Raw genomic sequence first — 14,235 nt, forward strand, 5'->3', positions numbered from 1 at the left:
TCTCAGGCTCAAAGAACCGAAAAACACCTCGTCCGATTAATCACAAAGTGCGATGGAGAGCCGCCCGGGCGCGTGCTATTACAAAACCAATGGCGCGTGCATCACGCTCTGGGCGTCGGCTCCAGGCCGATTTATCCACAGCGCATCACGCCGCCGGAACGCGTGAATCCAACCGCTTTCGGGGATCAGGGAAGTGCCTCACTCAGCTGGGACTGGCTCGGCTTACCGGCAGCGAGGCGCTGCCGCCGTCGAGTTCTCGATCGCCTTCATCATCTTCTTCCTGATCCTCTACGGGCTGGTCGGCTACAGCATCCCGTTCCTGCTCGGCGCCACCTACCAGGAGCTGGCGACCGAAGCCCTGCGTGACGCCATCCGCTCCCCCGATACCCGCGCGCCTACCCCCGAACAGATCACCCTGCATCAACAACGGGTGCAGCAGAGCGTGCGCAACTCGTGGCTGCCATCAGCCTGGGCGCAACCCTGCGAGGGCTATGACGGCTTCCTGAAAACCGGCGCGGTGTGGAGCGTGTGCGTGCGCCATGGGGATCCACAAAGCATCCTGCCGCCCTTCTCGATCTTTGGCTGGAAGGTGCCGCAACTACCGGACGAAATCCGCGGCGAGGCGAAGATCCGCCTGTACGGCGATGGGGCGGGAGGCTGAGCATGCCCAGCTATCGACCTGGACGTGAGCGCCAGCGCGGCGCTTTCAGCATGCTGAGCGCGGCGACCCTGGTCGTGGCCATCCTGTTTCTGGCCCTGGTGATCGACAGCGGCCGCCTGTACCTCGAACAACGCAACCTGCAGAAACTGGCCGACACCGCGGCCCTGGAATCCATCTCGCGGCTGGCTTCCGGCAACTGCGCGCTGGATACCGCCCTCGCCCAGGTCTACGCCGTTGAAAATGCCGCCTCCTATGGCTTCGTCGCAGGTGCCGGGCGCTCGCTCAGCTCATCCTGCGTAAGCGTTTCGATCATCGACGGCCTGCGCGTACCGGTCGCCGATGCCGCCAGTGGCAGGGCGGTTCGCGTGGTGACCAGCAGCCAGGTACCGGCCAGCATCGTGGTGCGCACCGGCAGCCTGTTCGGCCTGACCGGCGCTGACAGCGTACGCCTGCAAGCCGTCGCCGTGGCCGAGAAGGACAGCGGCCCGCTGACGGTCTTCAGTGTCGGCGCGCAGTTGCTGGATCTCAATGCCAACGGGCTGGTTCCCAAGCTACTCACCGCTGCCGGCGCGAACGTCAGCGGGCTGACGGTGCTCGATTCGCAGGGCCTGGCCAACGCGCAAGTCACGCCGGCCGGCTTGCTGCAGGCGCTGGGTGTGGATATCGGCATCAATCAGTTGAAAGCGCTCACGCCTGAAGGCCTGGCGAACCTGGTGGACACCCGGGTCGGCGCGGTAGGCATCCAGCGGCTGGTCGAGGTTTCTGCCACCCTCGCCAATCACGATCAGGCGCTGGCCGCCGATATCCGGGCACTGGCCGCCACCCTGGCGAACTCGCAGGTGAACAACGCCACGGTGAACCTGTTGGCGACCGAGCAACGCCCCGGCCTGTTGAAGCTGGTAACCGGATCCGACCAGGCACTGGGGTCGGCACTGGATGCCCGGCTGGCGCTCGGCGATCTGTTATCCACAGGCCTGATGACGGCCGTCCAGGGACGCGGCTTGCTGGTGGATCAGCTGAATCTTCTCGGCCTGGTGAAGATCGAGCTTGGCATCGTCGAACCGCCGGCCATCGGCATCGGCCCGGTGGGCACCACCGCCTTCAACGCGCAAACCCGCCTGCATATCGATATCGACAGCAGCGGCGTGCCCCTGGCCAACTCCCTGCTCGATATGCTCGGCACCGCGATCAAGCTGCCGATCGTTCTCGATCTGGCAAGTGCCAGGGGTGAAGTGGCCGCTATCGACTGTTCCCGGGCAGAGCCCGAAGCGACCATCGAAATCGAATCCACCGTCGGCAACATCTGCATCGGCACCATGCCCAGTGGTTCACGCTGGTCGACCCGCGCCAGTTGTACCGAGTCGAACCTGCAGGACGCCAGCATTCTCAGGTTGCTGAATCTCGACCTGATCAAGGGCAAGGCCGCCGTACCGCTGATCGCTACCGGCAACAATCCGGTTCGGGACGAGCTGACCCTCGCCGAGGACGAGTCCGATATCACCCAGGTCAACAACCTGAAAATCGGCGACTCGATCGCCAACCTGCTCTCCCAGGTCAGCCGGATGATCGGCGTCGGCGCGCCGAAGGGCGCCGATGGATACCCCGGCTTCACGCCTACCCAGGCGGCGCAGATCGCCGACAGGTACCTGGCGACCTACCCCAACAAGGAGGCCATCCGCGCGGCCATGAAAGCGGACGGGCTGACCTGGCCCCGCCCGGTGGCGCTCCTGCTGGATACCACGATGCCCGATGAGTGGTACAACAAGCTGCCACTGACCACCTGCACCACCAACAAGGCCCAATGCCGCACCGAGCTGATCACCTCGTTGCAGAGCAAACCCCAGGGCGGGCTGCTCAGCAACGTCCTCACGGGGCTGGCCTCCTCCCTTGGCCTGAGCAGCAACTCCCAACCCCTCTTGCTCACCATCCTGAATCCGGTTCTCGATGCGCTCAAGCCCGTGCTCAACGCGGTTGGCGGCGCCGTCAGCAGCCTGCTCAGCAACCTCGGCCTGGATCTCGGCAAAAGCGAAATCAAGGTCCACAGCATCAGCTGCGGCATCCCGCAGCTGATCCGTTGAGGTGGGCGATGAAAAGGCCGCCGAGAAAAACCCAGCAGGGCGCCGTGGCCATCGAGTTCGCCATGCTGTTCGCGGTGTTCTTCGTGGTGGTGTACGGGATCATCGCCTACAGCATTCCCATGCTGCTGCTGCTGACCTTCAAGCAGGTCAGCGCCGACGCGGCCCGGGCGACCCTGCAGGTCGACCCGGGCAATGCCGCCTATACCCAGCTGCTCAGCCGGGAGATCACGGCGGTGGTGCAACGCAGCTGGCTACCGCAAAGCTGGCGCGGTGGTGATTGCCCGGCGCCCGAGCAGGACGCCGCCGGCCTGGACTGGAGCCCGTTGCCAGGCCATGACGGCCAGCCATCCTATGGCAATATCGCCCTCGACGACCGCGACCCGGCCGCGCCACGCTACGTGTTGCACGTGTGCCTGCAGCGCCGTTACAACCACGACGGTCCCAGCGACCAGCGGGCCATCGTGCCCACCCTGCGGCTGCTGGGGATAACCATCCCCAGCCTGCCCGACGAAAACGGCGAGGTGGTGATCCGCGGCGCCACCACCGTCACCCTCTGAGCAGGCCCCGGGTCAGGCGCCGATCACCCCGCCGTCGTCGCGGCTGATCACCACTACCGTCGAGCGCGGATGCACGCCGGCCTGGTGATCCGGGAAGCTCGAGCCGCCCTCCTCGCCCGGGTGCTGGATGCCCACGAACATGCTCCTGTAGTCCGGCGAGAAGGCCAGCCCGGTCACCTCGCAGCCCACCGGGCCGACCATGAAACGGCGGATCTCGCCGGTGTGCGGATCGGCGCAGAGCATCTGGTTGTTGCCCATGCCGGCGTAGTCGCCCTGGTTGCTGTACTTGCCGTCGGTCTGGATCCACAGGCGGCCGCCGCCGTCGAAGCCGACGCCGTCCGGGCTGTTGAACATGTTGTCGGCATTGATCGCATGGCTGCCGGCCTGGGGCGTGCCGGCGTGCACCACCGGGTTGCCGGCGACCACGAACAGGTCCCATTGGAAATCCATGGCGGCGGCATCGTCACCCTGTTCGCGCCAGCGCTGGATCTGCCCGTACAGGTTGTTGGCCCGCGGGTTCGGGCCGCCGACCGGCTGCCCCGGCTCGCCGCGCTTGCTGTTGTTGGTGAGGGTGCAATAGACCTGGCCGTCCTTGGGGCTGACGGTGATCCACTCGGGGCGGTCCATGCGCGTAGCGCCGACATGGGTGCCGGCCTGCCGCGCGCGAATCACCACCTCGGCCTGGTTGGCAAAACCGTGCTCGGCGGTCAGGCCATGCTTGCCGGCGGTAAGCTCGATCCAGCGGCCGCGGCCTTTCGGGTGATCGGCATCACCGTTGCCCTCTTCGAAACGCGCCACGTAAAGCGTGCCTTGGTCGAGGATATGGCGGTTGGCCTTGGCGTTGTTGCGATCCAGGCGATCGCGGGTGATGAACTTGTAGATGAATTCACCGCGCTCGTCATCGCCCATGTACACCACCACGCGGCCATCGCGGCTGGTGGTCAGCGCCGCATTCTCATGCTTGAAGCGACCCAGGGCGGTGCGCTTGATCGGCTTGGCCTGCGGATCGAAGGGATCGATCTCGACGATCCAGCCATGGCGGTTCAGCTCGTTGGGGTTCCTGGCGATATCGAAGCGCGGGTCGAAGCGGTGCCACTCGTTCTCGGCACTGGCATGCAACACGCTGAAGCGCTTCTGGTCGGGGGTGAACTGCAGGTTGGCATCGCTGCTGCCAAAGCAGTCGCTGAAGTTCTCTTCGCAGGTCAGGTAGGTGCCCCAGGGCGTCTGCCCGCTGGAGCAGTTCTGGAAGGTGCCCAGCACCTCGATACCGAGCGGATCGGCCTCGGTCTTGAGCAGCTCATGACCCCGGGCCGGGCCGCTCACGTCGATCGGCAGGTTGCCATGCACCCGGCGGTTGTAGGGCGAGCCCTGCACGAAGGCCCAGCCGTCAGCACCGCGACGCACCTCGATCACCGTCACGCCCTCGGCGTTCTGCGCCTTGCGCACGTCCTCGGCGGATTTCGGCAGGCCGCCATGGGCCAGCAGATAGCGGTAATTCACGTATTCGTTGTTGATGGCCATCAGCGCGCGATCGGGGTCGCCAGGCCAGGGGAAGAAACTCATGCCATCGGTGTTGTCACCGAACTGCAGCAGCTGTTCGGCCGCGCTGTTGCTGCCATCGCCCTTGAATGCCGGGCCGCCCTTCTGCAACGGCTGGCCCCAGCTGATCAGCGGGCGGAACGAATAGCCGGGCGGCAGGGTGATGGTATCGGTCGTGGAGGCCGCCAGGTTGGCGAAACCCAGCAGCGGGCTGGGGACCGTGGCACTGATCGAATCGGCCAGTACGCTACGGCTCAGCAAACCGCCGCCAAGAAACAGCGCCGCGCCGGTCAACGCCCCGGCACCGATGAAGCGGCGGCGGGAAAGGGTCAGGCGTTCGAGGTCGGTCAATTGATCATCATGCATCACGGCGCTCCTGCTCTCTTCTGATGCGCAGGGACGCTATGTCACTGATGTGACGCTTGCATGACAGCTGATGGTGCGCGTCTCCGTCACCAGGTTATCGACAGGCAGGCGATGTTCACAAATACGGTGATCCAATCTGTGGATAACCTGGTAATTCCCCGCCACAGGCCTTACGGAGAGGGCTTCTTGGAAAACTGTACAGAATCTGACCAGCAATCAACCTTTATTCACAGGAGCCTTGGATAAGATTCGTGAACAGCTGTGGATAAACCTTCAGATGCCTTGTATTCCGGGCCCTGAAGAATTGCGGATAGTTTTTGTACACGGGCATCCACGGCGATCCGCCCTGTTCCGAATCAGAAGCGTCGTGTACCGATCAGCTCGTCGAGTACCCGGGACGTTACCCGGAACATCACCGACATGTGGTCTTCGCCGGACTCGATCTGGAAATCACTGCGCAGCCCGTACTGCGAAAGAGCCTGCAAGCGCAGCTGCAGAGCACGGGCGTCCTGGATGCTCTGGGGTGCCTCGCGGTCACCGATCAACAAGGTGAGGCTGCTGTGGATAAGATTCAGCTGACCTGCGTGGGCCCGCTCGAAGAACGCCCGTTCAGGCGCCAGCAGGTAGCGATCACGCCACCACAGAGTCGGGCTGACCGCCACTACGTGCTGGAACAGCTCGGGCCGGGTGAACAGGGTGTAGATGCCGAACATCCCGCCAAAGGAGTGCCCGACCAGGCTGCGCTGATCCGGGTCGACCTTGAAGCGCTTGCCGACCTCGGGCATCAGCCGCTCCTCGATGAAGTCGAGGAACAGGTCCTGGCCACCCTGGGGCGGTGTGTTGCGCTCGACGGGCGGCGGCGGCGAGAGGTCGAATGCACGACGCCCGACGTCCAGCGGCGTGTCGCCTGGATAGCCGATGGCCACCAGAATCGATCCGCGCAGCCGCTTCTGGGCACGTTTGGCCGCGTGGAAAGCCGGAAAATAGGCATTGCCGTCGAGCAGGTAGATTACCGGGTAGCCGCCGGTGTAGGGCACGTCCCCCTCCGGCAGGCTGATCATGATGCGGTACTCGCGCCCCTCGGCGCTTTTCAGCATCCATTGCTCGGTGCCGTCCAGCACCACCGGCTCGGCCTGGGCGACCGCCAGGCTGCCCAGCAACAGCGCGCTGAGCACCGCAACCCGTACGCCGATCGCGATCACCAGCTATAGCTCAGGCTGGTGACCACGCTGCGCGCTTCGCCGCGGTAGCAATTGCTGTCCTGGCAATTGATATAGCGCTTGTCGGTCAGGTTGCGTGCATTGAGCGCCAGGCGCACACCATCCAGGCCACCGCCAAAGTCGTAGTGCACCCCGGCATCGATCAGGGTGTAGGCCTCGTTCTTCAGGGTGTTGTCACCGTTGCCATAGGTGCTGCCGGTATAACGGGCACCGCCCGAGACACCGAGCCCGAACGGCAGGCGGTAATCCAGCCACAGCGACGCCAGGTGGCGCGGTACGTTCTTCGGTGCCTTACCCTGGTAGTCGCTGTCCTTGCTGACCTCGGCGTCGTTGAAGCTGTAGCCGGCGGTCATGCGCAGGCTGTCGCTCAAGTCGGAGACCGCTTCGAGCTCGAGGCCGCGAGACACCTGCTCGCCGGTCTGCACCTGAAAGCTGCTGTTTGCCGGATCCCGGGTCACCACGTTGGTCTGGGTCAAGTGATACAACGAGGCCGTAAGCAGGGTGCTGGTGCCCGGCGGCTGGTACTTGAGGCCAACCTCGTACTGCTCGCCCTCGCTTGGGGAAAAGGGTTTGCCGGCGGAGTCGGAACCGCTCTGCGGCAGGAACGACGTCGCATAGCTGGCGTAGGGCGCCAGGCCGTTATCGAACAGGTAGAGCGCGCCGACCGAGCCGGTAGTGGCCGAATTGGTGATCTTGCTGTTGATGTCGCTACCGAACTGGTCGCCATTGGAGCGGGCATGCACCCAGTCGCGCCGCAGCCCGGCGGACAGGCGCCAGCGATCGAGCTCGATCTGATCCTGCAGATAGACACCGGCGCGGTGCTCCAGGCCATCCCTGTCGACCAGCACGGTGTCGGGACGAGCGATCGGTTGATGATAGTCGGGGGCATCGAGGTCGAGCGACGGTGCGCTGCCCGTGGCATACAACAGCTCGGTATCGAGCCAGGCATAGTCCACGCCACTGACCAGCGTGTGTTGCAGAGTGCCGGTGTCGAAACGACTTGTCAGCCGGGTATCGGTGGACAGCGTGGCCATGTCCTCGTAGCTGCCGGCGGTGCTGCGAGGGAGCATGTTGTCGGCGCCGACCGGCCCGACATCCAGGTATTGATTGGTGGTGTCCAGCTGACCGTATCGCAGGTTCTGCTGCAGGCTGAAGGTGTCGTTGAAGGCATGCTCGAACTCGTAGCCGACCGTCCACTTGCGCTGTTCGAGCTTGTCGAAATACTCGTCGCCCTGCCAGATGTCGGTGAGGTGATCGCCATCCTGATAGAGCATCGGCGACGCCGCCGTCTGCCGCTCCTGGTACTGGGCCAGCAGCGTCAGGCTGGTATCCGGGTCGATCTGCCAGCTCAGCGAAGGCGCCAGCAGGCGCGCGTTGTTGTCCATCTGCTCGATGGAATACTCGGCATCCCGATAGATGCCCACGGTGCGGAACAGCACATCGCCCGCTTCATCCAGCTTGCCGCCCACATCGAACTGGCCCTGCCGATGAGCGTAGTTGCCAACCTGCACTTCCACTTCATTGTTCGCCAGCAGGCTTGGCCGCTTGCTGACCCGGTTCACCATGCCACCGGGGCTGATCTGCCCATACAAGACGGAGGCCGGCCCCTTGAGTACTTCGATGCGCTCCAGGCTGTACGCCTCGAGGGAAGGCAAGGCCAACCAGCCACTGCCAGCCTGGCGCAGGCCATCCAGAAAATCGGCGGACTGGGTGGTCTCGAAGCCACGCACGTTGATGGTGTCGAAGCGCGGATCCAGGCCCGACCCGCCGACTCGCACACCCGCCGTGTAAGCGACCGCGTCCTCGACCCGGTTGACCTTGCGATCGGCGATCTGCTCGGCCGTCACCACACTGATGCTTTGCGCGGTTTCCAGGATCGGCCTGTCGCTCTTGGTGGCACTGCTGGCGTTACTGGAGAAGTAACCACCCGCCGGTTCGAAGGCGCTCTGCGTCGCTGCCGCCTCGATGCTCGTGGCCTCGAGCTGCATACTGGCCTCGGCCTTGCCCGGCAGCACCACGTAGCCCGACGTGGTCTTGTGGGCGACCAGGCCGCTACCATCGAGCAGCTTCGCCAGCCCGTCCTCCAGCGGGCCGCCACCCGAAAGGCCCGGGCTGTTCAGGCCACGCACCGTATCCGGCGAGTAGGACAAGGTGATTCCGGTGCGCTCGGCAAAGGTGCTCAGCGCTTGCTCCAGCGGCCCGGCCGCGATACGCGGGGCGACGACTGCAGCGACTGGCTGGGCAGCCTGCACCGTCACGCTCGCCGTTGCGCCAAGCAAGGCCAGCGCCAGGCAGACGGCACCTGACAACGTACGGGGCTGAAGCTGAAATGGCAGGGGGCTGGCAGCACGCATGAAGGTATCCATTGAGGGAGTGATTCCCTCTAACCGGACGAGCCGGAAAAGTCCGACATTGGATTTGCAAATCCGGTTTTCATCGGCGGTTATGTGGCGGGAGCGGTCGGTGAGCAGAACACTTTTGTAGGAGCGGCTTTAGCCGCGAGCTCTTTGTTTGCCTTGATAAAAAGCTCGGGGCTAAAGCGGAGCGCCGCCCGGCCCCTCCTACGCGTTACGCGAACGGCCGCTTCTTCCTTCAAACCGGCACCCGCGGTCGGCCTCAGGCCACCGGCACCACCCGTACCCACCAACGCGTACGCTCGACGATCCTCACCGGCAACAGGTGAGCAATGTTGTCCAGCATCGCGTCGGGCTCGTCCAGGCGAAAAACCCCGGAAAGGTGCAGTTCGGCAACGGCGCCATCGCAGATCAGCCAACCCTTTCGATAACGGCCTGCTTCGGCCAGGAAGTCAGCCAGGCGAATATCGCTGACCACCAGCAGGCCACGCGCCCAGGAAAAGGGATCGACAGGCCCCGTGCCGAGGGGAGTCATGGCGGCTGCAGACACCCCGACCCCCTCGCCATCGCGTAGCCGCACCTGGCCGACCGCGGTGGACACCAGCGCCTCGCCACGCTGCACACGGATCTCGCTGTAACCGTCATGTTCGCGCAGCAGCACGCTGGCGTTGCGACCCAGGCAGGTGGCGAAACGGCAGCGAGCCTGCCAGTGCACGCCTTCCACCAATGCTTCGCCAGCGCGCAGGATCAACGCCTGCCCCTCCACGTCCAGGGCGCTGCCCGTGTTCAGCATCACCTCGGCAGCGGCGCCCAGCCTGATGCGGCGACGCTCACCCGTCGCCGTGGCGAAATCGGCCCGCCAGGTAGGCGAGGTCTGCGCCACCAGCACCGTCGCACCGCCCGCCACCAGTCCAGCACCGAGCAACTTCAGCGCGCGTCGCCGGCTCAGGTCCGCTTCGGCGCGGCGCAACAAGGGAATGGTTTGCGCGGCATCCGGCAACCGGCTGGCTTGGAACAGCCCGCCCATTTCCTGCAGGCGCTGCCAGGCCAGTCGATGGCGGGCATCGCGCTGCAACCAGTTCTGCAGCTGCTCCTGCACATCGGCGCCGGCACCCTGGTCACGCAAACGCATCTGCCACTCGATGGCTGCGCAGACGATGGCCTCCGGCAAACGCTCCGTCGTACTCACCGCATGGTCTCGAAGCAACCGCGATAACAGTGCAACAACGCACTCGCTACATGGCGCTCCACGGTACGGCTGGAAATACCCAGTTGCTCGGCAATCTGCCGGTGGGTCAGGCCACCGAGCTGATAGAGCAGGAAGGCCTCGCGTATGGCGGGCTTGAGGCCGTCGAGCAGGCCGGCGATTCGCTCCAGGCATTCCAGCGCCTCGTGACGCACTTCCGGCGACGGGTAACTGGCTTCGGGCAACTGGGCCAATGCGTCGAGGTAGGCACGTTCCAGCGCGTCACGGCGCCAGTGATCGATCACCAGGCCGCGGGCGACACGAACCAGCAAGGCACGCGGTGCATGATCGCTGATCGGCTTGCCACGCATCAGCAACCGCACGAAGGTGTCCTGAGCCAGATCCGCCGCTTGCTGCGAACAGCCGAGCGAACGCCGCAACCAGCCATTCAGCCAGCGGTGGTGCGTGCCGTAAAGCACATCGAGCGGAACGATGGAATCCGTTTCAGGTAGCGACATGGACGCCCTCCGAGGCCGACAAGCGCGAAGAACAGCGTGGACAAGCTGGCGACCGCGCACATTATTCGCGAATCATTCTTATTACAACCTCTGCCGTGGATCAATCGACGGGCAGGCGCCACCAATGCCGTCATTCGCACCCCGAGGTGACAGAAACGAGCGGACGGCTATATGATGCATATATATTTCATATATCAGGAGCGACCATGGGTATCGTCAATATCGAAGACGAGCTGCACGACCAGATCCGCCGGGCAAGCAGCGTGTCGCACCGGTCCATCAATGCCCAGGCCGGGTTCTGGATTCGCATCGGCATGCTCTGTGAGATGAATCCGACCCTGAGCTTCAACGAGGTGATGGCCGCCGAGCTGCGTGCTGCCGGCGTATCGGCGCCCGGCCTGGCGAACGCGTCATGATCAAGACGCCGGAAGAAGTCACCTTGATGGCCGAGGCCGGCCGGCTATTGGCCTCGGTCTTCACTCACCTCGATCAGCTGGATCTATGCGGGATGTCGACCCTGCAGGTCGACGGCATTGTGGATAACTTCATTGTCCACAACCTCAAGGCGCGCCCGGCCAGTAAAGGTCAATACGGCTTCGCCTACTCGCTCAACGCCTCCATCAACCGCGTGGTGTGCCACGGGGTACCGAGTGCCAGCGACATACTGCAGAACGGTGACCTGGTGAACTTCGATATCACCCTGGAAAAGAACGGTTATATCGCCGACTCCAGCAAGACCTACCTGATCGGCAGCGCTTCGCCTGAAGCGCAGCGCCTGACCCGCGTGACCTACGAGGCGCTGTGGAAGGGTATCGCTGCGGTACGCCCGGGCGGCCGGCTGGGCGACATTGGCCATGCCATCGAACGCCATGCCCGCGCCAACGGCTATTCGGTGGTACGCGAGTACTGCGGCCACGGCATCGGCAAGCAAATGCACGAAGCACCGGAAGTGTTGCACTGGGGCAAGGCCGGAACCGGCCTGACCCTGCGCGAGGGCATGACCTTCACCATCGAGCCGATGATCAACCAGGGCAAACCCGCCACCCGAACCCTGCGCGATGGCTGGACGGTGGTGACCACCGACGGCCTGCTATCCGCACAGTTCGAGCACACCGTAGCGGTCACGGCCGAAGGTGTGCGGGTGCTGACCCTGCGACCGGACGAAACGCCGCTGCACGGGTAGGCATCAGGCGTTTCGGCGCAGCCGAAAGGTGCGAGCGGCTGCAGGTGGCGTCGACCGCCAATCGCCAGCCTGCGTGTGGCCAGCTAGGTATCCAACCTCACCAGCACCCACGGCAGCATCAGCTGGGTCAGCGGGCCGATGCCGAAGGCGAACAGCAGGGTGCCGAGGCCCAGCACCTTGTAGCCGGCAAGCAGGGTGCCGACCAACAACACGCTCAACTCGATGGCGGTGCGCATGGAGCGCAGCGAGTAACCGGTCACCCGATGCAGGCCGGTCATCAGACCGTCACGGGGACCGCGGCCCAGCTGGGCGCCGATGTACAGCGCCGAGCCGAAACCGCAGAGCAGCACGCCGCCCAGGGTCAGCAACAAGCGCCAGATGAAACCCTCCGGCGCCACCAGCAGTTGCAGGCTGAGGTCCGCCACCAGGCCGATCACCACGGCATTGGCGAGGGTGCCGAGGCCGGGGATTTCCCGCAGCGGAATCCACAGCAACAGCACCGTGAAGGATACGCCCACCACGACCCAGCCGAAGCTCAGCGGCAACAACTTGGCCAGGCCGATATGCAGCGCATCCCAGGGCGAAAGCCCCAGATTGCCGCGAATCATCATCGCCGTGGAGATACCGAAGAAGGCCAGGCCAACGAACAACTGCAGCAGACGCAGCGGCAGCTTGCCGGCACGCAGTTGAGCGACTGGTCCGAGCTGGGCCAGCGCGACCTTGTTGCCCATCACTCCACCGTGACCGACTTGGCCAGGTTGCGCGGCTGATCCACATCGGTGCCGCGCAGCACCGCCACGTGGTAGGACAGCAGCTGCAGCGGCAGGGTGTAGAGGATGGGCGCCAGGGCATCGTGGATATGCGGCATGTTCACCACGTGGGTGCCCTCGCCGTTGCTCATGGCAGCGCTGGCATCGGCGAACACGATCAGCTCGCCGCCCCGGGCACGCACCACCTGCAGGTTGGACTTGAGCTTGTCGAGCAGGTCGTTGTTGGGCGCCACGGTGACCACCGGCATATCGGCATCGACCAGGGCCAGCGGGCCGTGCTTGAGCTCGCCAGCCGGGTAGGCCTCGGCGTGGATATAGGAGATTTCCTTGAGCTTGAGCGCGCCTTCCATCGCCACCGGGTATTGGGCGCCACGGCCGAGGAACAGGGTGTGGTGCTTCTCGGCGAACAGTTCGGAGACCTTCTCGACGATCTTGTCCATGGCCAGGGCTTCGTCCAGGCGCGCCGGCAGGCGGCGCAGCTCGTCGACCAGCTCGGCAGCGACACCCGCTTGCAGCGTGCCCTTGACCTGGCCGAGGGCCAGGGTCAGCAGCATCAGGCCGACCAGCTGGGTGGTGAAGGCCTTGGTGGAAGCGACGCCAATCTCGGGGCCGGCATGAGTCAGCAGGGTCAGGTCGGACTCGCGCACCAGCGAGCTGATGCCGACGTTGCAGATCGCCAGGCTGGCCAGGTAGCCGCCATCGGCCTTGGCATTGCGCAGCGCGGCCAGGGTATCGGCGGTTTCACCGGACTGGGAGATACTGACGAACAGGGTGTCCGGCTGCACCGCGACACGGCGATAGCGAAACTCGCTGGCCACTTCGACCTGGCAGGGAATCCCGGCCAGTTCTTCCAGCCAGTAACGGGCGACCATGCCGGCGTGGTAGCTGGTGCCGCAGGCGACGATCTGCACGTTGCGCACCTTGGCGAACAGCTCGGCGGCTTGCGGGCCAAAGGCCTGCACCAGCACGTGGTCAGTGCCCAGACGGCCTTCCAGGGTGCGCTGCACGACGGTGGGCTGCTCGTGGATTTCCTTGAGCATGAAGTGGCGGAACGCGCCCTTGTCGGCGGCATCGGCGCCTTCGTGGTACTGCACCGCTTCACGCTGCACCGGGTTGCCGTGGGTGTCCCAGATCTGCACGCTGTCGCGGCGGATCTCGGCGATATCGCCCTCCTCCAGGTACATGAAACGGTCGGTGACCTGGCGCAGTGCCAACTGGTCGGAGGCGAGGAAGTTCTCACCCAGGCCCAGGCCGATCACCAGCGGGCTGCCACTGCGCGCGGCCAGCAGACGATCCGGATTGGCCGCGCTGATTACCGCCAGGCCGTAGGCGCCGCGCAGCTGCTTGACCACCGCCTTGAGGGCGTCGGCCAGGTCGCTGTGGCTCTTCAGGGTGTGAGCGAGCAGGTGGACGATGACTTCGGTGTCGGTATCCGAACTGAAGGTATAACCCAGGCCCTGCAGCTGCTCACGCAGCGGGCCATGGTTCTCGATGATGCCGTTGTGCACCACCGCCAGTTGGTCGCCGGAAAAGTGTGGGTGGGCATTGTTTTCGGTCGGCACGCCGTGGGTGGCCCAGCGGGTATGGGCGATGCCCAGGCGGCCCGGCAGCGGCTCGCTGTCCAGCGCCGCCTCCAGCTCGCTGACCTTGCCGACGCGGCGGCGGCGCTGCAGGGTGCCCAGGTCATCGATCAGCGCCACACCGGCACTGTCATAGCCACGGTACTCGAGGCGCTTGAGGCCCTCGACCAGCACGGCGGTGATGTTGCGTTCGGCAATGGCGCCTACGATGCCACACATAGCG

The 14,235-nt window shown here is 64.8% G+C and carries 12 protein-coding genes; 5 read left to right on the plus strand and 7 right to left on the minus strand.

Annotated elements, in window-relative coordinates:
- Window positions 1–193 precede the first annotated feature (193 nt).
- Genes K8U54_RS09845 through K8U54_RS09855 form a run of 3 tightly spaced genes read left to right on the plus strand, consistent with a single transcriptional unit; the run spans window position 194 to window position 3,296 of the window.
- Window positions 194–661, plus strand: coding sequence for a TadE/TadG family type IV pilus assembly protein (locus K8U54_RS09845; protein ID WP_249909959.1), 468 nt, complete (start codon window positions 194–196; stop codon window positions 659–661).
- A gap of 2 nt (window positions 662–663) precedes the next feature.
- Window positions 664–2,739, plus strand: coding sequence for a pilus assembly protein TadG-related protein (locus tag K8U54_RS09850; RefSeq protein ID WP_249909960.1), 2,076 nt, complete (start codon window positions 664–666; stop codon window positions 2,737–2,739).
- An 8-nt stretch (window positions 2,740–2,747) separates the two neighbouring features.
- Complete coding sequence (locus K8U54_RS09855; RefSeq protein ID WP_249909961.1) at window positions 2,748–3,296, plus strand: TadE family protein; 549 nt, start codon at window positions 2,748–2,750, stop codon at window positions 3,294–3,296.
- Window positions 3,297–3,308: 12 nt separating this feature from the next.
- Here K8U54_RS09855 and K8U54_RS09860 read toward each other — a convergent pair whose 3' ends face one another.
- The 5 genes from K8U54_RS09860 to K8U54_RS09880 all read right to left on the minus strand — a co-directional run bounded on the left by K8U54_RS09860 (window position 3,309) and on the right by K8U54_RS09880 (window position 10,479).
- Window positions 3,309–5,201, minus strand: a complete 1,893-nt coding sequence (locus tag K8U54_RS09860; protein WP_249909962.1) for a PhoX family protein — start codon at window positions 5,199–5,201, stop codon at window positions 3,309–3,311.
- Between the two features lie 356 nt (window positions 5,202–5,557).
- Window positions 5,558–6,403: an alpha/beta hydrolase gene (locus tag K8U54_RS09865; RefSeq protein ID WP_249909963.1), complete on the minus strand. Its 846-nt coding sequence runs from the start codon at window positions 6,401–6,403 to the stop codon at window positions 5,558–5,560.
- Entirely contained in the window at window positions 6,400–8,775 is a 2,376-nt protein-coding gene (locus K8U54_RS09870; RefSeq protein ID WP_249909964.1) for a TonB-dependent siderophore receptor, read from the minus strand. The genes K8U54_RS09865 and K8U54_RS09870 overlap by 4 nt, the downstream gene beginning before the upstream one ends.
- Window positions 8,776–9,037: 262 nt before the next feature.
- Window positions 9,038–9,964, minus strand: coding sequence for a DUF4880 domain-containing protein (locus tag K8U54_RS09875; protein WP_249909965.1), 927 nt, complete (start codon window positions 9,962–9,964; stop codon window positions 9,038–9,040).
- On the minus strand, window positions 9,961–10,479 hold the full coding sequence (locus K8U54_RS09880; protein ID WP_249909966.1) for a sigma-70 family RNA polymerase sigma factor: 519 nt from the start codon (window positions 10,477–10,479) through the stop codon (window positions 9,961–9,963). The genes K8U54_RS09875 and K8U54_RS09880 overlap by 4 nt, the downstream gene beginning before the upstream one ends.
- Window positions 10,480–10,685: 206 nt before the next feature.
- On the opposite strand from K8U54_RS09880, the gene K8U54_RS09885 reads away from it, so the two are divergent.
- Both K8U54_RS09885 and map read left to right on the plus strand, forming a co-directional pair.
- On the plus strand, window positions 10,686–10,895 hold the full coding sequence (locus tag K8U54_RS09885; RefSeq protein ID WP_249909967.1) for a ParD-like family protein: 210 nt from the start codon (window positions 10,686–10,688) through the stop codon (window positions 10,893–10,895).
- Entirely contained in the window at window positions 10,892–11,662 is a 771-nt protein-coding gene (map, locus tag K8U54_RS09890) for a type I methionyl aminopeptidase (RefSeq protein WP_249909968.1), read from the plus strand. The genes K8U54_RS09885 and map overlap by 4 nt, the downstream gene beginning before the upstream one ends.
- A gap of 83 nt (window positions 11,663–11,745) precedes the next feature.
- Here map and K8U54_RS09895 read toward each other — a convergent pair whose 3' ends face one another.
- Together K8U54_RS09895 and glmS are read right to left on the minus strand one after the other, a co-directional pair.
- Window positions 11,746–12,393, minus strand: coding sequence for a YczE/YyaS/YitT family protein (locus K8U54_RS09895; protein WP_249909969.1), 648 nt, complete (start codon window positions 12,391–12,393; stop codon window positions 11,746–11,748).
- Window positions 12,393–14,231, minus strand: coding sequence for a glutamine--fructose-6-phosphate transaminase (isomerizing) (gene glmS / locus K8U54_RS09900; RefSeq protein ID WP_249909970.1), 1,839 nt, complete (start codon window positions 14,229–14,231; stop codon window positions 12,393–12,395). The genes K8U54_RS09895 and glmS overlap by 1 nt, the downstream gene beginning before the upstream one ends.
- Window positions 14,232–14,235: the final 4 nt, after the last annotated feature.

It is taken from the genome of Pseudomonas fulva (genome assembly GCF_023517795.1).
GTDB classification, from domain to species: domain Bacteria; phylum Pseudomonadota; class Gammaproteobacteria; order Pseudomonadales; family Pseudomonadaceae; genus Aquipseudomonas; species Aquipseudomonas fulva_D.